The following is an 18,533-nucleotide window of genomic DNA, read 5'->3' on the forward strand; positions in this document are numbered from 1 at the left end:
CCTGCTCGCGAAGGCGGTGTATCAGCTACATTAATCTCGACTGACACTCCCTCTTCGCGAGCAGGCTCGCTCCCACAGGTCCGGTGTTGGACGTTGCTTTATTTAAGAGCTTTCGCACCCAGGCCACTGGCGTTATCCTTGATTTCATCTTAATTGCCCCAGGGCGGCTAAATACGACCTTGAACGCACCCATAGAACCACATCGTTTTATCCTCGAGCCTTTTGAAGCTCGCCGCTTCGCCAATCTGTGCGGGCAATTCGACGAGCATCTGCGCTTGATCGAACAGCGCCTGACCATCGAGATCCGCAACCGCGGAAACCAGTTCGAACTGATCGGCGAGCCCAAACACACCACCTCCGCGGAAAACCTCCTGCGCCGCCTGTACCGGGAAACCAAGGGTACCGAGCTGTCGCCGGACATGGTTCACCTGTTCCTGCAGGAATCGGCCGTCGAAGAGCTGGACAACGTCTCCCCCTCCGAACCTTCCGTCGCCCTGCGCACCAAAAAAGGCATGATTCGCCCTCGCGGCTTGAATCAGTTGCGCTACGTGAAGGAAATCCTCGGTAACGACATCAACTTCGGCATCGGCCCGGCCGGTACCGGCAAGACCTATCTGGCCGTTGCCTGCGCGGTAGACGCGCTGGAACGCGAGCAGATTCGCCGCATCCTGTTGGTGCGCCCGGCGGTTGAAGCGGGCGAAAAGCTTGGCTTCCTGCCCGGCGACCTGTCGCAGAAAATCGACCCGTACCTGCGCCCGCTCTACGACGCACTCTATGAAATGCTCGGCTTCGAACACGTCGCCAAGCTGATCGAGCGTCAGGTGATCGAAGTTGCGCCGCTGGCCTACATGCGCGGTCGCACCTTGAACAACAGTTTCATCATCCTCGACGAAAGCCAGAACACCACCGTCGAGCAGATGAAGATGTTCCTGACCCGGATCGGCTTCGGCTCCACAGCAGTCATCACCGGTGACATCACCCAGGTCGACCTGCCGAAAGGCACCAAGTCCGGGCTGCACCATGTGATCGAAGTGCTAAAAGACGTGCCGGGAATCAGCTTCACCCATTTCATGCCCAAAGACGTCGTGCGCCATCCATTGGTGCAGCGCATCGTCGAAGCCTACGAGCGCTTCGAGAATCGCGTGGCCGACGAACCGGCGAAGTTCTCGTCCAAGGACACTCGCCACGATGCTTGAGCTTGATCTGCAACTGGCTACCGAAGCGCCTGCCCCAAGCGAAGCCGAGTTCCGCCAATGGTGCGAACTGGCGCTGCGCCAGCGCACAGCCGACTCCGAAATGACCATCCGTTTGGTCGATGAAGAGGAAGGTCGCGAGCTGAACCACACCTGGCGGCAAAAGGATTACGCCACTAACGTCTTGTCGTTTCCTGCCGATGTGCCCGACGAGTTTCTCGACATCCCGCTGCTGGGCGATCTGGTGATCTGCGTGGCGGTGGTCGAGCGCGAAGCCGCCGAACAAGGCAAGGCACTCAAGGCCCATTGGGCGCATCTGGTCATTCACGGCTGCTTGCATCTGCTGGGTTACGACCATATAGATGACGATGAAGCCGAAGAAATGGAAGCACTGGAACGAACGTTGCTTGCAGAGTTGGGCTATCCCGACCCTTATGCGGACGACGAAACAGACGCATCCCCTATCGTTACAACAAAGGATTCAGAGTAATCGCTATGAGCGAAGATCGATCGAGCAACGGGCAAAAGTCATGGCTGGGTAAGCTCACCCAGGCTTTTGCCCACGAGCCGAAGAACCGCCAGGAGCTGCTGGAACTGCTGCGCGACGCACACCAAAACAAGTTGCTGGACAGCGAAGCGCTGGCCATCGTCGAAGGCGCCATCCAGGTCGCTGACCTGCAAGTACGGGACATAATGGTCCCGCGCTCGCAGATGATCAGCATCAAGGCGACCCAGACACCCCGCGAGTTTTTGCCCGCCGTGGTCGACTCGGCCCACTCCCGCTACCCGGTGATTGGCGAAAGCCATGATGACGTGATGGGCGTGCTGCTGGCCAAGGATTTGCTGCCGTTGATCCTCAAGGAGAACGGCGACAGCTTCAACATCAAGGACCTGCTGCGCCCGGCCACTTTCGTGCCCGAGTCCAAGCGTCTGAATGTGCTGCTGCGCGAGTTTCGCGCCAACCACAACCACATGGCCATCGTCATCGACGAATACGGCGGTGTGGCCGGCCTGGTGACCATCGAAGACGTGCTGGAACAAATCGTCGGCGACATCGAAGATGAGCATGACGTCGAAGAAGACAGCTACATCAAGCCGCTGCCCAGCGGTGACTTCCTGATCAAGGCCCTGACGCCGATCGAAAACTTCAACGAATTCTTCGACAGCCAATTCTCCGATGACGAATTCGACACCGTCGGCGGTCTGGTGATGAGCGCGTTCGGGCACCTGCCAAAACGCAACGAAATCACTGAAATCGGCCCTTATCGCTTCCGCATTTTGAACGCTGACAGCCGTCGGATTCACCTGCTTCGCCTGACGCCTATTGCCCGGTAATTCTAAGGACTGAAATGCAGCGTATGACCCGCCCCGGCTGGCCCGGTAACCTGCTGGCCGTGGCGGCCGGTGCAATCACCACCCTGGCCCTGGCGCCGTTCGATATCTGGCCGTTGGCGTTGCTGGCGGTCGGTTTCTTCTATGCCGGCTTACGCGAACTGAACCCCCGCCAGGCGCTTGGCCGTGGCTGGTGTTTCGGGTTCGGTCTGTTTGGCGCCGGTACCAGTTGGATCTACTACAGCATTCACCACTTCGGCGGCGCTTCGGTACTGCTGGCCGGTTTCCTGATGCTGATCTTCACGGCGGCGATTGCCTGGTTCTTCGCCCTGCCCGCCTGGATCTGGGCGCGCTGGCTGCGCCGTAACGAAGCACCGCTGGCAGACGCCTTGGCGTTTGCGGCGTTGTGGGTCGGTCAGGAAGCCTTTCGCGGCTGGTTCCTGACCGGTTTTCCCTGGCTTTATTCCGGCTACAGCCAGCTCAACGGTCCGTTGGCCGGGCTCGCACCACTCGGCGGAATGTGGCTGATCTCCTTCACCCTGGCCCTGACGGCCGCGCTGCTCTACAACGCGTTGCGCCTGGTGCGCACGGGCCGCAAAGGTTTCATCGCCGCTGGTGTGTTGCTGCTGGTCGGCCCTTGGGTGGCCGGCGTGGCGCTCAAGGAGCATGCCTGGACCAGCCCGGCGGGCGCACCGCTGAGTGTCGCGGCGATTCAGGGCAACATCGAACAGAGCATGAAGTGGGACCCGGCGCAGCTCAACGCGCAGCTGGCGCTGTACCGCGACATGAGCTTCAGCTCGAAACGCGTCGACCTGCTGATCTGGCCGGAAACGGCCATCCCGGTGCTCAAGGAGTCCGCCGAGGGCTACCTGAACATGATGGGAAGCTTCGCTGCAGAGCGTAAGTCCGCGCTGATTACCGGCGTACCGATTCGCGAGGAAGTCCATCACCAGAAGCGTTTCTTCAACGGCATCACCGTCGTGGGTGAAGGAGACGGCACTTACCTCAAACAGAAGCTGGTGCCGTTTGGCGAATACGTTCCGTTGCAGGACGTACTGCGCGGACTGATCGCCTTCTTCGACCTGCCGATGTCGGACTTTGCCCGTGGCCCGGCCGATCAGCCGATGCTGCAGGCCAAGGGTTATCAGATTGCGCCGTTTATCTGCTACGAAGTGGTTTACCCGGAATTCGCCGCCAGCCTTGCAGCGCGTAGCGATCTGCTGCTAACCATCAGCAATGACACCTGGTTCGGGACGTCCATCGGCCCGTTGCAACACTTGCAAATGGCGCAGATGCGCGCGCTTGAGGCCGGTCGCTGGATGATCCGCGCCACCAACAATGGCGTAACCGGTTTGATCAACCCGTTCGGCCAGATCACCGTGCAGATCCCGCAGTTCGAACGCGGCATTCTGTACGGCGAAGTGGTGCCAATGCACAACCTGACGCCTTATCTGGAATGGCGCTCTTGGCCGCTGATCATTGTTTGCGTGCTGCTGTTTGGCTGGGCGTTGGTGGCTAGCCGGATGGCAAAAACCGTTTAGGTATCGCGGCGCCTGCAAAAAGATCGCAGCCTCGTTTCACTCGACAGCTCCTACAGAGTACGCAATTCCCTGTAGGAGCTGTCGAGTGAAACGAGGCTGCGATCTTTTGATCTTCAGCGGTAAAACATCGAATACCCGACCTGCCCCACCGCTTCATTCAACAACTGCCCGCTCTGCCAGATCGATTTAAATTCCGGTATCCAGCCACCCAATGGCCGGGCGTTGTCCACGCCTAAAAAACCGACCGGCGCTGGCACCACTTCAAATCCTGCCTTTTTGAAACTCCAGAGCGCTCGTGGCATGTGCCAGGCCTGAGTCACGACGACCACGCGCTTGATCCCTTCCGGCAACAACACCTCGGCGCTGAACTGCGCGTTCTCCCAGGTCGTGCGGCTGCGCCCTTCTTGCCAGCGCACCGCCATGCCGAAATCATCGCGCAACGAGTCCGCCATCAACTTCGCTTCGGTCGGCGGCGTGCCGTAATGCAGGCCTCCGCTGGTCAGAATCGGCAAACCGGAGGCCTTGGCCAGCCGCGCAGCATAGCGCTCGCGTTCCAGGCCCACGCCCGTTGGCTGGTCAGCGCCCCATGCCGGATCACCCCGCTCACGCCCCGAACCGAGCACCACGATCGCATCGGCGCGCTGACGCAGTGTTGCCCATTCGTCGCGAGCCAGCGGCGCTTCACGCTCCAGCGCCTTGGCGCCCCACTGCACCACCACCGGCAAGCTCATCAGCCAGAAACCGCCCACGCCCAGCGCAAAGCACACTCCGGCAAGGCGCGGTCTTGAGCGACGCAACCACCAGGCAAGCACCAACAACAGCAAAAGAATGCCGGGCGGCAGCAGTAGTTGTTTAACGAAATAGCGAAAAGGCATCGAGCATCTCCAAAAAGATGCCCGAAGCCTAAGTGGGTTGACGCAATGCGACAACAAATACGGAAGGACTATGCTTCAAAAAACCATACGTCATGGCTTCAAGTGCCCTTACTTGAATTGCAGAGACCGGACCTTTACCGCGTCTCTGCCGGGAGCCTTGTCCTTGAGCCAGATGATCTTGGCCGAACGTGGTGCGTCGAGTTGCTTCACTGCTTCTGACAAGCATCCGTGTGTCTCACGTTCACTGCGATCGAGATACGCTTTGACCAGTGCAAACTCTGCGGGACTCAAGCCACGCAATTCCAGTTCCAGCGGACGCTCATCGCGTAACCGGCCAGCGGTTTTTGCCGCGTCCAGGGCCATTCCCAGACGATCGATCAGTCTTTCGTACAGCTCCGGTTTTGTAACTTTTTGCCGTGACTCAACCATCCATCACCTCATTGAAGATAAGACTTACTCCCCATTTAGAGCTTAGCTTCCATGAACAAACCGGCTGAGCGCTGCGACCAACGGCCCTCGCAGCGGTTTTTGGGAGGCCCGCAGCAGTAATCAGGGTTTCCCTCGGTAGAGTGCGGTCATGTATGCTACGGCGCTTCCTGTAACTCCACTTCCAGCTCGCCTGGGCACCGAACCGCCGATTTGGCGTGATCACCGTCCAGCGTTGCATTGAAGAGGATTAGGCCACCCCTATTCAGTTCAAAAGTAGCCATGCACGAACAATATCAGCCCCGTGAAATCGAAGCCGCCGCCCAGTCGTTCTGGGACGAGCAAAAGTCCTTTGAAGTCAGTGAACAGCCAGGCAAGGAGACTTTCTACTGCCTGTCGATGTTCCCTTACCCCAGCGGCAAGCTACACATGGGGCACGTGCGCAACTACACCATCGGCGACGTGATCTCCCGCTACCAGCGCATGCAAGGCAAGAACGTCCTGCAACCCATGGGTTGGGACGCCTTTGGCATGCCGGCGGAAAACGCCGCGATGAAGAACAACGTAGCGCCCGCCAAGTGGACCTACGAAAACATCGCCTACATGAAAACCCAGCTGCGCAGCCTGGGCCTGGCGGTGGACTGGTCCCGCGAAGTCACCACCTGCAAGCCTGATTACTACCGCTGGGAACAATGGCTGTTCACTCGCCTGTTCGAAAAAGGCGTGATTTACAAGAAAAGCGGCACCGTGAACTGGGACCCGGTCGACCAGACCGTCCTGGCCAACGAGCAAGTGATCGACGGTCGCGGCTGGCGTTCCGGCGCGCTGATCGAAAAGCGCGAAATCCCGATGTACTACTTCAAGATCACCGCTTACGCGGATGAGCTGCTGTCGAGTCTCGACGACCTGACGGGCTGGCCTGAACAGGTCAAGACCATGCAGCGCAACTGGATCGGCAAGTCCCGCGGGATGGAAGTGCAGTTCCCGTACAACGTCGATTCCATTGGCGAAGCCGGCGCACTAAAAGTCTTCACCACCCGTCCAGACACCCTGATGGGCGCGACCTACGTTGCTGTAGCCGCCGAGCACCATTTGGCGACCCTGGCCGCGCAGAACAACCCTGAGCTGCAAGCGTTCATCGCTGAATGCAAGGGCGGCAGCGTCGCCGAAGCCGACGTCGCCACTCAAGAGAAAAAAGGCCTGCGCACTTCGCTGTTCGTGGAGCATCCGCTGACCGGTGAAAAACTCCCGGTGTGGGTCGCCAACTACGTGCTGATGCACTACGGCGATGGCGCGGTCATGGCCGTCCCGGCGCACGACGAACGTGATTTCGAGTTCGCCACCAAATACAACCTGCCGATCAAGTCGGTGGTGCGCACCAGTTCCGGTGACATTAACCCGGCGCCTTGGCAGGATGCTTACGGCGAGCACGGCACGCTGATCAATTCCGGCGAGTTCGACGGCCTGGACTTCGAAGGCGCCTTTGACGCCATCGAAGTCGCGCTGATCAAGAAGAACCTCGGCGCCTCTCGCACCCAGTTCCGCCTGCGCGACTGGGGCATCAGCCGCCAGCGCTACTGGGGCTGCCCGATCCCGATCATCCACTGCGACACCTGCGGTGATGTGCCAGTCCCGGAAGATCAACTGCCTGTCGTACTGCCGGAAGACGTCGTACCGGACGGTGCGGGCTCGCCACTGGCACGCATGCCCGAGTTCTACGAGTGCATCTGCCCGAAATGCGGCCAGCCTGCCAAGCGTGAAACCGACACCATGGACACCTTCGTCGAGTCCTCGTGGTACTACGCCCGTTACGCCTCGCCTCACTATGAAGGTGGTCTGGTGGAAAAATCGGCGGCCGACCACTGGTTGCCGGTTGATCAGTACATCGGCGGTATCGAACACGCCATTCTTCACCTCCTGTACGCGCGCTTCTTCCACAAGCTGATGCGTGACGAAGGCCTGGTGAGCTCCAACGAGCCGTTCAAGAACCTGCTGACCCAAGGCATGGTGATCGCCGAGACCTACTATCGTCGCGAAGCCAACGGTGCCTACACCTGGTTCAACCCGGCGGACGTCGAACTCGAACGCGACAGCAAGGCCAAGGTCATTAGCGCCAAGCTGATCGCAGACGGCCTGCCGGTGGAAATCGGTGGCACCGAGAAGATGGCCAAGTCAAAGAACAACGGCGTTGACCCACAGTCGATGATTGACCAGTTCGGCGCAGACACCTGCCGCCTGTTTATGATGTTCGCCTCGCCACCTGACATGAGCGCGGAATGGTCCGACTCCGGAGTAGAAGGTTCGCACCGCTTCCTCAAGCGTGTCTGGCGCCTGGCTCAAGCCCACGTCACTCAGGGCCTGCCGGGCAAACTGGACGTCACCAGCCTGAATGACGAACAGAAAGTCATTCGCCGTTCGATCCACCAGGCCATCAAGCAGGCCAGCCACGACGTCGGCCTGAACCACAAATTCAACACCGCCATCGCTCAGGTGATGACGCTGATGAATGTGCTGGAAAAAGCCCCGCAAGGCACCGGACAGGATCGCGCGCTGGTTCAAGAAGGTCTGGAAACCGTAACTCTGCTGCTGGCTCCGATCACGCCGCACATCAGCCACGAGCTGTGGAATCAACTGGGTCACGCTGACCCGGTGATCGACGCCGCTTGGCCGGTACTGGACGAAAGCGCTCTGGTACAAGACAGCCTGCAACTGGTGATTCAGGTCAACGGCAAGCTGCGCGGCCATATCGAAATGCCCGCCAGCGCCAGCCGCGAAGAAGTCGAAGCCGCCGCACGGGCCAACGAGAACGTGCTGCGCTTTGTCGACGGTCTGACCATTCGTAAAGTGATCGTAGTGCCCGGGAAACTGGTCAATATCGTCGCCAGCTAATTGGATCAGGCGCCAGGTCATGCCTGGCGCCGAGTAAAACCTTTCGGGCCGCAAGATCGGCCCACATGGTTTCAAGGGGAGCAACAAGATGATCAAACGCAATTTGCTGGTGATGGGCCTCGCCGTTCTGCTGAGCGCCTGCGGTTTCCAGCTGCGTGGCACCGGCACCACCGAACTGGCGATCAAGGAACTCGACCTGAGCGCCCGCGACGCCTACGGCCAAACCGTGACTCAACTGCGCCAGGTACTCGAAAGCAGCGGCGTCAAGGTTTACACCGGTGCCCCCTACAAACTGGTGCTGACCGATGAGCAGGAAAGCCAGCGCATCCTCAGCTATGCGGGTGCCGGTCGCACTGGCGAGTATCAGGTGACTACGGTGCTGAACTACGATATCCGTGGCCAGGGCAACCTGCCGTTGATGACCGACAAGCTCGAAGTGCAGAAAGTCTTCATTCACGACGGCAACAACCTGGTGGGTTCCGATCAGGAAGCCAACGATGCCCGCATCGAAATGCGTCGCGAACTGGTTCAGCGCATGATGCTACGCCTACAACAGCTCACGCCGACCCAGCTGGACCAGCTGCAACAGACTGCCGAAGCCCGTGCCAAGGCTGAAGCCGCGGCCCTGGAGGCGGCGCAGAAGGCTGAAGCGAACACTCCGCGTCAGTCGCCAATCCAACTGCCGCAGCAGTAAGACTTACGGGGCGCTCAGGCGCCCCGTTCGCCCTCGCCTATGAAACTCGCCCCCGCCCAACTCGCCAAACACCTGCAAGGCGCTCTCGCGCCGGTCTACATCATCAGTGGCGATGACCCACTGCTGTGTCAGGAAGCCGCCGACGCCATTCGTGCCGCTGCCCGCCAACAGGGCTTCGACGAACGCCAGGTCTTCGCCGCCGACGCCAGTTTCGACTGGGGTACGTTGCTGCAAGCCGGCGCGAGCATGTCGCTGTTCGCCGAAAAGCGCCTGCTGGAACTGCGTCTGCCGTCCGGAAAACCCGGTGACAAAGGCGCGGCCGCGTTCATCGAGTATTGCTCGCGACCGGCCGAAGACACGGTGTTGCTGATCAGCCTGCCCAAGCTGGATGGCAGTGCGCAGAAAACCAAGTGGGGCAAGGCGCTGGTCGAAGGCCAGCAGACCCAGTTCGTGCAAATCTGGCCGGTAGAGGCCAACCAGTTACCGAGCTGGATCCGTCAACGTTTGTCCCAGGCCGGGCTTTCCGCCAGCCAGGACGCCGTCGAACTGATCGCCGCACGGGTCGAGGGCAACCTGCTGGCCGCCGCCCAGGAAATCGAAAAGCTCAAGCTGATGGCCGAAGGCGGTCAGATCACCGTTGAAACCGTGCAAGCGGCGGTGGCCGACAGTGCGCGCTTCGATGTCTTTGGCCTGACCGATGCGATTCTCAACGGCGAAGCGGCTCATGCCCTGCGTATGCTCGAAGGGCTGCGCGGTGAAGGCGTCGAACCGCCAGTGATTCTCTGGGCGCTGGCCCGGGAGCTGCGCCTGCTGGCCAACCTGTCGCTGCAGTACAGTCAGGGTGTGCCGCTGGACAAAGCCTTCAGCTCTGCCCGACCGCCGGTCTGGGACAAACGCAAACCGCTGATGAGCAAAGCCCTGCAACGCTATTCGGCGCAACGCTGGGCGCAGCTATTGCTGGAAGCGCAGCGCATCGACGCACAGATCAAAGGCCAGGCGGCGGGTTCACCGTGGATGAGCCTCAGTCGATTGTCGTTGTTGATGGCCGGGCAGAGATTGTCGTTGCCCGCTGAATAAGATCAAAAGATCGCAGCCTCGTTTCACTCGACAGCTCCTACAGGGGGACGCATTCCAATGTAGGAGCTGTCGAGTGAAACGAGGCTGCGATCTTTTGATCTTGCTTCCTACAAATCAAATCTGAATTTCCCCTCTAGACAGCCCCCCAACTTCGGCAGATTATTTCCCCCCGCAAAACCCACTCAATCGAGAGATCTGATCATGAGCAAAAAGCCATCGAAGCATGGCCCCAACAAGGCCAAATCCATCATCGCCCAGCCACTGTTCCGCAGCCGTCAGGAACCAGCCGGCAAGGGCAAAGGCAGCTACCGCCGCGAAGCCTTCCAGTCTAATAGCTGGGAGGCTTCTTACTTTCTGGCGGCCTGAAAGGCAAGCGCTCGCTCAACATGTTAAGGTCTGCACCTGATTCGTACTCCCTGGACCCGTGCATGCCCCTTTGTATTTCCCGTCGTTGGCACCTGCGCCAACTGATCGCTGCCTCCAGCCTCGTTTTGCTAGTCGCCTGCGCGGAAAAACCGACCGCCGCCGACGCCCAACCGCTTCAGACCCTCCCCGTCGCGACAGCCCCTGCGGTCATTCCGCCCGTGGTGCCGACCGGTGAAAACCTCGACATCCAGCCCACCCAGACCTTCGCCGAATGGCAGGCGGGTTTCCGCAAGGACGCTCTGGCCGCCGGTATCCGCGCCGATCTGTTCGACCGCGCCTTCGCCAATGTCAGCCTCGACACCAGCGTGATCAACGCCGACCGCAGTCAGCCGGAATTTTCCCGCCCGGTGTGGGAATACCTCGACGGCGCCCTTTCGCCGCTGCGGGTACGCAAAGGTCAGGCGCTGGTCAGCCAGTACGCCGACATCCTGCAAAGCATCGAACAGCGCTACGGCGTCGACCGTCAGGCACTTGTCTCGGTGTGGGGCATGGAAAGTAACTTCGGTCAATTCCAAGGCAACAAGTCGGTGATCAACTCTCTGGCGACCTTGGCCTATGAGGGCCGGCGTCCTGGTTTCGCCCATGCGCAACTGATCGCCGCGCTGCAGATCCTGCAACAGGGTGATATCGAACCTGAAAAAATGCTCGGTTCGTGGGCGGGCGCCATGGGGCAGACCCAGTTCATCCCGACCACCTACAACACCCATGCAGTGGATTTCGACGGCGACGGCCGCCGCGACATCTGGGGCAGCCCGGCCGATGCCCTGGCCTCGACGGCGCACTACCTGCAAAGTTCAGGCTGGCAGAAAGGCCAGCCATGGGGCTTTGAAGTGCAGCTGCCGGGCAGTTTCAACTACGTCCTGGCCGATGGCACGATTCGCAAGAGCGTCGCTGAATGGCTGCAACTGGGCGTCACCCTGCCCACTGGCGGCCAGGTTCCGCCGGGCTCAGAACACCTGTCAGCCGCCCTGCTGCTGCCGGCCGGTTATCGCGGCCCGGCGTTCCTCGTCTTCGACAACTTCCGCGCAATCCTCAAGTACAACAACTCGTCGTCCTACGCCTTGGCCGTAAGCCTGTTGTCCGAGCGTTTCAACGGTTCAGGCTTCATCAGCGGCACGTGGCCCAAAGATGATTTGCCGCTGAGCCGTACCGAGCGGATCGAACTGCAAAGCTTGCTGAGCGCGCAGAACTATGACGCGGGCAACGCCGACGGCATTATCGGCGCCAACACTCGCAAGGCGATCCGCAGCGCCCAGCAGTCGTTTGGCTGGCCGGCGGATGGGTATCCGACGCACAAGCTGCTCGAAGGCCTGCGTAACCGCTAAAAGCATCGCGAGCAGGCTCGCTCCCACAAGTTTTCGTTAACCCTGTGGGAGCGAGCCTGCTCGCGAAGACTGACTAACAGGCGACCACTATCTAGCGTCTGACCACCACATCCTGCTCCAACACCAATTCCTTGTTCCCCGCATCCAGCCTCACCAGCGCGCCCATCGGCAATGTCAGGTTCGGATCGCAATGCCCGCTGCGCCACCCGGACAACACCGGTATCCGCAACGGCTCGAAGGTCTGCTTGAGCAAGCGCTCCAACGCAACCCTATCAACCCCCGCCACATCCCCCACCAGAACCCCGCGCAGCTTATGCAGCGTGCCGGCCAGACGCAGATGGGTCAGCAGCCGGTCGATGCGATACAGCGGCTCGTTAATGTCCTCGATGAACAGGATGACGCCCTCGGCATCCATCTCATACGGTGTGCCCATGGTCGCGGCGATTATCGACAGATTGCCCCCCAGCAAACGCCCGTGAGCGATGCCAGGCTCGATGGTGGTCAACGGGTAGGCCACCGGATGCGCCAGCACGCTGCCCGTCTTCACCTGTCCTCTGAGCATGTTGAAGAACGAAGACTCGGTAGGTTTTTGCTTGTCACCCAGCAAGTCAGCGTTGAGCATCGGGCCATGAAAGGTCACGAAGCCCGCATAACGGCTGATCGCCAAGTGCAGCGCGGTGATGTCGCTGTAGCCGATGAACGGCTTGGCATTATTGCGCAGCAGTTCAAAGTCGATGCGATCGAGCAAGCGCGGCGTACCGTAACCCCCACGCAAGCAAATGATGGCGTCGACCTCACTGTCGGCGAACGCTGCGTGCAGGTCATTGAGCCGCACATCATCACTGCCGGCCAGGTAATCATCTTTCTCGTACACGCCGGGGAAAACCCGCAGTGAATATCCGCGAGCGCGCATCCAGGCGATGGCCTTATCGGTATCCAGCGCTGCGGGACCGGCGGGCGCGATGACGCCAATCAGCCCTTCTGACGGCAAGGCCGGAACGGGTGCGTGCGGACAAAGTGTGTGAGTCGGTCGAACGGTCATCCATGAATCTCCCTGCGTGAAAGTGTCAAGCACACAGTAGTCAGGAACGGGGACAAACAGAAGAGGGTCAGTCGCCCCGCAAGTTGCAGGAAAAGACGGTCATTGCCGTGGGCAAGGCAAAAAAAATGCCCGCAAGGCCGGATAAGCATTGCGGGCGCCTTTTTTACTGGCAGCTGATCAGGACGACATCAGCTCGGCCTTGACCAGTTTCGCCTGCTCGTCGGCGTGGTACGAGGAACGTACCAGCGGGCCGGAAGCGACGTTCTTGAAGCCCATCTTGTAACCTTCCTCGGCAAACCAGGCGAACACGTCCGGGTGCACAAAACGCTGCACCGGCAAGTGGCTGCGGGATGGTTGCAGGTACTGGCCAAGGGTCAGCATGTCGATGTCGTGTTCGCGCATGCGCTTCATGACTTCGATGACTTCTTCGTCGGTTTCGCCCAGGCCCAGCATCAGGCCGGATTTGGTTGGAATGTGCGGCATCATCTGCTTGAAGCGTTGCAGCAGGGTCAGCGACCACTGGTAATCCGAGCCCGGACGCGCAGCCTTGTACAGGCGCGGCACGGTTTCCAGGTTGTGGTTGAACACATCCGGCGGCTCGGCAGCGGTGATTTCCAGCGCTACGTCCATACGGCCACGGTAATCCGGGACCAGGGTTTCAAGTTGCACGTTCGGCGACAGTTTGCGGATCTCACGGATGCAATCGGCAAAGTGCTGGGCACCGCCATCACGCAGGTCGTCGCGGTCAACCGAGGTGATCACTACGTACTTGAGTTTCAGGTCGGCGATGGCGATGGCCAGGCTTTCCGGCTCGTTGACGTCCAGTGGCTTCGGACGACCGTGACCAACGTCGCAGAACGGGCAGCGACGGGTGCAGATGTCACCCATGATCATGAAGGTCGCGGTGCCGCCGGAGAAGCATTCGCCCAGGTTCGGGCAGGACGCCTCTTCGCAGACACTGTGCAGCTTGTGTTTGCGCAGCAGGGCCTTGATGCGGTCGACTTCCGGGGAAACCGGGATGCGCACGCGAATCCAGTCAGGCTTCTTCGGCAGTTCGGTGGTCGGAATGATCTTCACCGGGATACGTGCAACCTTCTCGGCGCCGCGCAGCTTGACGCCGGCTTCAACCTTGGCACGCGGGGCCGGACGCTCGGTGACATCCAGCGTCGGGATCATGGTTTGCACTGCATCAGTAGTCATATCAGTCGATTCCGCCCGTTAGGGTCGTCTGCTCAGCATAGTCGAGGTGTTTGACGAGCTGCGCGCGCAGCCGGGCACTTACCTCGGCAAATTCAATCGATCCTGCGTGATCGCTTAGCTGGGTCATCGCCAGCCCGGCGTAGCCGCAGGGATTAATCCGTTGAAACGGTTCCAGGTTCATGTCCACGTTCAGGGCCAGGCCATGAAAGGAGCAGCCGTGGCGGATCCGCAAACCCAGAGAAGCGATTTTCGCCCCATTGACGTAGACACCCGGTGCATCCGGCTTGGCCACTGCGGTCACGCCGTAGCTGGCCAGCAACTCGATCAGGCATTGTTCCATGCGGCTGACCAGGTCACGCACGCCGAAACCCAGCTTGCGCACATCAAGCAACAGGTAAGCCACCAATTGGCCGGGACCGTGATAAGTCACCTGACCACCGCGATCAACCTTTACCACCGGAATATCCCCCGGGAGCAACACGTGCTCGGCCTTGCCGGCCTGCCCCTGGGTGAACACCGGTGGGTGCTCGACCAGCCAGATCTCGTCCGCGGCATCGCTGCCGCGTTCGTTGGTGAAGCGTTGCATGGCATGCCAGACCGGCTCGTAAGCCATCTGGCCGAGCTCGCGAAAACCCACCGCGGCGGACATCACAGCACCATATGCACGAAACCGGTAGCCCGCAACTCGCTGTTGATGTCGTACAGCTGTTCTTGACCGGTGGCGATGATGTGCAACTGGATGGTCGTGTACTTGCCGTTGGTACTCTGGCGCTCGGCCAGGGTCTTGTGGTCAACGGTCGCGTGTTTCTCAAGGATTGCGATGATCTTGTCCTTGAAACCCACGCCGGTGTCGCCGATTACCTTAATAGGGTAATCCGCGCAGGGGAATTCGATTTTTGGCGCCTTTACTTCGGTGTCTGTCATGGCGTAACGGCCTCGTAAGCCGTGGCAACGGACATGGCCCCGTTCCGGATTGGAACAGGGCCATGCAGGTCCACACTAATTCAGTTGAACAAGCCGTAGAAGAATAGACGGATGCTATCCCACATGCGGCGGAAGATACCACCCTCGTCGACCGCGTCCAGAGCGATCAGATCAGCGCTGTGCACGACTTTGTCGTCCAGCTTCACTTCGACTTTACCGATTACGTCGCCCTTGGCGATTGGCGCAACCAGTTGCGGGTTCATGGTCATGCTGGCGGCGAGCTTTTTCAGCTGGCCTTTTGGCAGGGTCATGGTCAGGTCTTCAGCCAGGCCGGCCTTGACTTGATTGGTGGTGCCTTTCCAGACAGGAGCCTGAGCCAGCTCGGCGCCTTTCTGATAGAACGTCTGGGTTTCGAAGAAGCGGAAACCGTAAGTCAGCAGCTTCTGGGTTTCAGAGGCGCGAGCCACTTCGCTGTTGGTACCGAACACCACGGCGATCAGGCGCATGCCATCACGTACAGCCGAAGACACCATGCAATAGCCGGCTTCGTCGGTGTGGCCGGTTTTCAGGCCGTCAACCGTCTTGTCGCGCCACAGCAGCAGGTTACGGTTAGGTTGCTTGATGCCATTCCAGAAGAACTCTTTCTGCGAGTAGATCGCGTAGTGAGCCGGGTCTTCGTGGATGATCGCGCGAGCCAACACCGCCATGTCGTGAGCCGACGAGTAGTGCTCAGGGTTCGGCAGACCGGTCGGGTTCAGGAAGTGGCTATTGGTCATACCAAGGTCGGCCACGGTTTTGTTCATCATGTCAGCGAAGGCGTCTTCGCTGCCGGCGATGTGCTCGGAGAGCGCAACGCTGGCGTCGTTACCCGACTGAATGATGATGCCGTGCAGCAGGTCGCTGACAGTCACCTGCGAGCCGACCTTGATGAACATCCGCGAACCGCCGGTACGCCAGGCGTTTTCGCTGACGGTCACCGGATCGTTTTCGCCGATCTGGCCACGACGGATTTCCAGGGTCGCGATGTACGCGGTCATCAGCTTGGTCAGGCTGGCCGGAGGCAGACGCTGATCACCGTTGTTCTCTACCAGCACGTTGCCGCTGCTGGCGTCCATGAGTACGTAGGCTTTGGCGGCCAGTTGCGGTGGCGACGGCATCATCTCGACCGCGAAAGCGGCAGGCGAGAGGAGCAGCGGGACTAGCAGACACAGGCGTTTGGCAAAGGTGGTGATGTTCATCCGTCTCTCGAAATCGCTAATGGAAACTGCCTAAAGGCAAAACTAATCAGACAACCTTCAGGCTTTGCCCGAAAACTACCTGCGCGACGATCATGCTGCGTTAAAAACAGGCTCAGAATGCTCATGTAGGTCCCCTACACTCCGCTTCCGCGCCTGTTTTTGCCTTGCCTGATCGCCGCTCGGCGAGTTTTCGAACAAACCCTACGGGTCATCGCGTGTTCAGTTGCTCACTCTGTAACCCTTGCCGGGCTTTTGTTCTTTAACGAGCCAACAACCAGGTCCACCCCCCAAACCGCAAGCGAACCGTCAATCAAGTACTACGTATTACTCGGCAGTGACCAGGCTCGGCGAACCAAGATTGGCCAGGCGCACGCTGTTCTGCACTTGCTGGATTTCACCCGGCGAACCGATCGGCCCCAGGCGCACCCGATGCAGCGTCTGTTGATTGCGCACGATCGAGCTGATGAACACCGGAGCGCTCACCATCCCGCTGAGCTTCGATCTCAGGAGTTCTGCAGCGTCCGGGTTGGCGAACGCGCCCACCTGCAGATACTGGCCAGAGGCTGGTACAGAAGCGTTTTTTTTTGCATCGATCTGCACGGGCACAACGGCCGCGGCGTGTTGCTGCGGCGGTGGTGTCCATTGCTCGACCGTCCCCGCCGAAGCGGTAATCGTCGGCGCGGCATTTTGCGCTACTTGAGGCTCGTTGAGCATCAAAGGCGCCGGACGGCCTTTGGCGGCCCACCACGTTTGCGGGTCGATGCCTTCGACCTTGACCCTTGCCGTGCCGATTTCGGCGTAACCGAGTTTCTTCGCGGCGGCGTAGGACAAGTCGATGATGCGGTCCGAGTAGAAAGGCCCACGGTCATTGACCCGCAGGATCACGCTCTTGTTGTTGTCCAGGTTAGTCACCCGAACGTAACTCGGCAGCGGTAAAGTCTTGTGGGCGGCACTCATGCCATACAGGTCATAGACCTCGCCGTTGGCGGTGTTCTGGCCATGGAACTTGGTGCCGTACCACGACGCCGTACCCGAGGCGACGTACGTCTTGGAGTCTTGCAGCGGAAAGTAGGTCTTGCCCAGCACGGTGTACGGGTTGGCTTTATAAGGACCGGAGTGCAGGGTCGGCGTGGCGTCCGGGATGCGCGATACATCGACGTCCCACCACGGCGCGCCATCTTTGTGCGCGCGGTTGATGTCCAGGCCTGGCGCTGCGCGCACGACGGTGGAAGACTTTTGCGTCGGCGAACGACTGGTCGAACAACTGGCGATCAGCACCGCCAACGCGGCGAATGCCATCAGCTTCAGGGGTTTATTCATAGGCAATGCCCGCATTACTTGACGCCCCGTGCTTGGACCAGCTGTTCAGACAGTTGATGTACGGCCATGGCGTACATCACGCTGCGGTTATAACGCGTGATTGCGTAAAAATTCGTCAGGCCCATCCAGTATTCGGGGCCATTGTCACCTTCCAGGCGGAAAGCCGTAACCGGCATATCATCGCGCAGCGCATCATGACTTGACCACCCCAGCGCCCGCAACTCCCCGACGGTTTTAGTCGGTTCGATGCCCGCGGTCAAACCTTCGTCCACCTGATCGCCACGCACCTCGGCGCGGCTGACCACCGGTTCGCCGGCCACCCAGCCGTGACGCTTGAAATAACTGGCGACGCTGCCAATGGCATCATCCGGATCGGTCCAGATATTAATGTGGCCGTCACCGTCAAAATCCACCGCATAGGCGCGGAAACTGCTCGGCATGAACTGCGGCAACCCCATGGCGCCGGCGTAGGAGCCTTTGAGGGTCAGCGGATCGACCTGCTCTTCCCGGGCCAGCAACAGGAACTCACGCAATTCCTTGCGGAAAAATTCGGCACGGGGAGGATAGTCGAAACCCAGGGTCGACAAGGCGTCGATTACCCGAAAATTGCCGGTATTGCGGCCGAAAAAGGTCTCAACACCAATGATCGAAACAATAACCTGCGCCGGCACGCCGTATTCCTGCTCAGCACGGGCCAGTACCGCCTCGTGCTGACGCCAGAAATCCACACCACGGGCGATGCGCGCGTCGGTGATGAACATCGGGCGATATTCGTTCCACTGCTTGACCCGCTCGGCAGGTTTCGAGATCGCGTCCAGAATCGACTGCTTGCGCTCGGCTTCGCGGAACACGCCCATCAGCTGTTCGCCGGCAAAACCGTAGTCGCGGGTCATTTCACCGACGAATTCGGCCACTTGGGGTGAGCCTTCGTAATCGCCGGCCAACGCTTCCTGCGTTGTGCCAAGGATGCTTACCAGGCCGACCCATGGCGCATATCGAGTCGCCCAGCCACGCATTACTTGCATTGAAAT

18 protein-coding genes are annotated in these 18,533 nt (G+C 60.0%); 9 read left to right on the plus strand and 9 right to left on the minus strand.

The features are described 5' to 3' along the window. The first annotated feature begins 179 nt into the window (after positions 1-179). The 4 genes from ACYZTW_RS29465 to lnt are packed head-to-tail and all read left to right on the plus strand — an operon-like array spanning position 180 to position 4,066. Complete coding sequence (locus tag ACYZTW_RS29465) at positions 180-1,196, plus strand: PhoH family protein (protein ID WP_462002842.1); 1,017 nt, start codon at positions 180-182, stop codon at positions 1,194-1,196. Continuing rightward, on the plus strand, positions 1,189-1,683 hold the full coding sequence (ybeY, locus tag ACYZTW_RS29470) for an rRNA maturation RNase YbeY (RefSeq protein ID WP_462002843.1): 495 nt from the start codon (positions 1,189-1,191) through the stop codon (positions 1,681-1,683). Before ACYZTW_RS29465 ends, ybeY begins: the two co-directional genes overlap by 8 nt. A 5-nt stretch (positions 1,684-1,688) precedes the next feature. Then, positions 1,689-2,528 carry an HlyC/CorC family transporter gene (locus tag ACYZTW_RS29475; protein WP_008152854.1) on the plus strand — a complete coding sequence of 280 codons (840 nt, stop codon included), beginning with the start codon at positions 1,689-1,691 and terminating at the stop codon, positions 2,526-2,528. A 14-nt stretch (positions 2,529-2,542) separates the two neighbouring features. Then, positions 2,543-4,066, plus strand: coding sequence for an apolipoprotein N-acyltransferase (gene lnt, locus ACYZTW_RS29480; protein WP_462002844.1), 1,524 nt, complete (start codon positions 2,543-2,545; stop codon positions 4,064-4,066). Between the two features lie 113 nt (positions 4,067-4,179). Here the strand turns inward: lnt and ACYZTW_RS29485 are convergent, their stop codons facing one another. Both ACYZTW_RS29485 and ACYZTW_RS29490 read right to left on the minus strand, forming a co-directional pair. Next, positions 4,180-4,941, minus strand: a complete 762-nt coding sequence (locus ACYZTW_RS29485; RefSeq protein WP_462002845.1) for a YdcF family protein — start codon at positions 4,939-4,941, stop codon at positions 4,180-4,182. A 108-nt stretch (positions 4,942-5,049) separates the two neighbouring features. After that, positions 5,050-5,370 (minus strand): hypothetical protein, encoded by a 321-nt coding sequence (locus ACYZTW_RS29490; RefSeq protein WP_462002846.1) that lies wholly within the window; start codon positions 5,368-5,370, stop codon positions 5,050-5,052. A gap of 279 nt (positions 5,371-5,649) precedes the next feature. On the opposite strand from ACYZTW_RS29490, the gene leuS reads away from it, so the two are divergent. The 5 genes from leuS (at position 5,650) to ACYZTW_RS29515 (ending at position 11,778) form a co-directional block, all read left to right on the plus strand. After that, positions 5,650-8,256, plus strand: a complete 2,607-nt coding sequence (leuS, locus tag ACYZTW_RS29495; RefSeq protein ID WP_462002847.1) for a leucine--tRNA ligase — start codon at positions 5,650-5,652, stop codon at positions 8,254-8,256. 88 nt (positions 8,257-8,344) lie between these two features. Then, the gene (locus ACYZTW_RS29500; RefSeq protein WP_462002848.1) at positions 8,345-8,950 is read left to right on the plus strand and encodes an LPS-assembly lipoprotein LptE; all 606 of its coding nucleotides are present in this window, start codon (positions 8,345-8,347) and stop codon (positions 8,948-8,950) included. Positions 8,951-8,989: 39 nt separating this feature from the next. Then, positions 8,990-10,027, plus strand: coding sequence for a DNA polymerase III subunit delta (gene holA, locus ACYZTW_RS29505; protein ID WP_449645726.1), 1,038 nt, complete (start codon positions 8,990-8,992; stop codon positions 10,025-10,027). 201 nt (positions 10,028-10,228) lie between these two features. Further along, a complete protein-coding gene (gene arfA / locus ACYZTW_RS29510) occupies positions 10,229-10,393 on the plus strand; it encodes an alternative ribosome rescue factor ArfA (protein ID WP_056744572.1) in 165 nt (54 codons plus the stop codon). Positions 10,394-10,455: 62 nt separating this feature from the next. Further along, positions 10,456-11,778 (plus strand): lytic murein transglycosylase, encoded by a 1,323-nt coding sequence (locus ACYZTW_RS29515; protein ID WP_462002849.1) that lies wholly within the window; start codon positions 10,456-10,458, stop codon positions 11,776-11,778. Positions 11,779-11,869: 91 nt separating this feature from the next. Here ACYZTW_RS29515 and ACYZTW_RS29520 read toward each other — a convergent pair whose 3' ends face one another. The 7 genes from ACYZTW_RS29520 to mltB all read right to left on the minus strand — a co-directional run bounded on the left by ACYZTW_RS29520 (position 11,870) and on the right by mltB (position 18,527). Beyond that, entirely contained in the window at positions 11,870-12,820 is a 951-nt protein-coding gene (locus ACYZTW_RS29520; RefSeq protein WP_462002850.1) for a S66 peptidase family protein, read from the minus strand. A 177-nt stretch (positions 12,821-12,997) separates the two neighbouring features. Further along, positions 12,998-14,020 carry a lipoyl synthase gene (gene lipA / locus ACYZTW_RS29525; RefSeq protein ID WP_059402097.1) on the minus strand — a complete coding sequence of 341 codons (1,023 nt, stop codon included), beginning with the start codon at positions 14,018-14,020 and terminating at the stop codon, positions 12,998-13,000. 1 nt (position 14,021) lies between these two features. Further along, on the minus strand, positions 14,022-14,669 hold the full coding sequence (lipB, locus tag ACYZTW_RS29530) for a lipoyl(octanoyl) transferase LipB (protein ID WP_462002851.1): 648 nt from the start codon (positions 14,667-14,669) through the stop codon (positions 14,022-14,024). Further along, positions 14,669-14,944, minus strand: a complete 276-nt coding sequence (locus ACYZTW_RS29535) for a DUF493 domain-containing protein (protein WP_008152827.1) — start codon at positions 14,942-14,944, stop codon at positions 14,669-14,671. Before ACYZTW_RS29535 ends, lipB begins: the two co-directional genes overlap by 1 nt. Before the next feature lie 80 nt (positions 14,945-15,024). Then, positions 15,025-16,182: a D-alanyl-D-alanine carboxypeptidase family protein gene (locus ACYZTW_RS29540; protein ID WP_462002852.1), complete on the minus strand. Its 1,158-nt coding sequence runs from the start codon at positions 16,180-16,182 to the stop codon at positions 15,025-15,027. Positions 16,183-16,506: 324 nt separating this feature from the next. Beyond that, positions 16,507-17,517, minus strand: a complete 1,011-nt coding sequence (locus ACYZTW_RS29545) for a septal ring lytic transglycosylase RlpA family protein (RefSeq protein ID WP_462002853.1) — start codon at positions 17,515-17,517, stop codon at positions 16,507-16,509. Then, entirely contained in the window at positions 17,517-18,527 is a 1,011-nt protein-coding gene (gene mltB, locus ACYZTW_RS29550; protein WP_462002854.1) for a lytic murein transglycosylase B, read from the minus strand. Before mltB ends, ACYZTW_RS29545 begins: the two co-directional genes overlap by 1 nt. Positions 18,528-18,533 lie beyond the last annotated feature (6 nt).

This window comes from Pseudomonas sp. LB3P25, assembly GCF_054897985.1.

Coding starts and splice junctions, on each gene's coding strand:
- ybeY (WP_462002843.1), top strand. CDS start 1,189: ATGCTTGAGCTTGATCTGCAACTGGCTACCGAAGCGCCTGCCCCAAGC.
- ACYZTW_RS29475 (WP_008152854.1), top strand. CDS start 1,689: ATGAGCGAAGATCGATCGAGCAACGGGCAAAAGTCATGGCTGGGTAAG.
- lnt (WP_462002844.1), top strand. CDS start 2,543: ATGCAGCGTATGACCCGCCCCGGCTGGCCCGGTAACCTGCTGGCCGTG.
- ACYZTW_RS29485 (WP_462002845.1), bottom strand. CDS start 4,941: ATGCCTTTTCGCTATTTCGTTAAACAACTACTGCTGCCGCCCGGCATT.
- ACYZTW_RS29490 (WP_462002846.1), bottom strand. CDS start 5,370: ATGGTTGAGTCACGGCAAAAAGTTACAAAACCGGAGCTGTACGAAAGA.
- leuS (WP_462002847.1), top strand. CDS start 5,650: ATGCACGAACAATATCAGCCCCGTGAAATCGAAGCCGCCGCCCAGTCG.
- ACYZTW_RS29500 (WP_462002848.1), top strand. CDS start 8,345: ATGATCAAACGCAATTTGCTGGTGATGGGCCTCGCCGTTCTGCTGAGC.
- holA (WP_449645726.1), top strand. CDS start 8,990: ATGAAACTCGCCCCCGCCCAACTCGCCAAACACCTGCAAGGCGCTCTC.
- arfA (WP_056744572.1), top strand. CDS start 10,229: ATGAGCAAAAAGCCATCGAAGCATGGCCCCAACAAGGCCAAATCCATC.
- ACYZTW_RS29515 (WP_462002849.1), top strand. CDS start 10,456: ATGCCCCTTTGTATTTCCCGTCGTTGGCACCTGCGCCAACTGATCGCT.
- ACYZTW_RS29520 (WP_462002850.1), bottom strand. CDS start 12,820: ATGACCGTTCGACCGACTCACACACTTTGTCCGCACGCACCCGTTCCG.
- lipA (WP_059402097.1), bottom strand. CDS start 14,020: ATGACTACTGATGCAGTGCAAACCATGATCCCGACGCTGGATGTCACC.
- lipB (WP_462002851.1), bottom strand. CDS start 14,669: ATGTCCGCCGCGGTGGGTTTTCGCGAGCTCGGCCAGATGGCTTACGAG.
- ACYZTW_RS29535 (WP_008152827.1), bottom strand. CDS start 14,944: ATGACAGACACCGAAGTAAAGGCGCCAAAAATCGAATTCCCCTGCGCG.
- ACYZTW_RS29540 (WP_462002852.1), bottom strand. CDS start 16,182: ATGAACATCACCACCTTTGCCAAACGCCTGTGTCTGCTAGTCCCGCTG.
- ACYZTW_RS29545 (WP_462002853.1), bottom strand. CDS start 17,517: ATGCGGGCATTGCCTATGAATAAACCCCTGAAGCTGATGGCATTCGCC.
- mltB (WP_462002854.1), bottom strand. CDS start 18,527: ATGCAAGTAATGCGTGGCTGGGCGACTCGATATGCGCCATGGGTCGGC.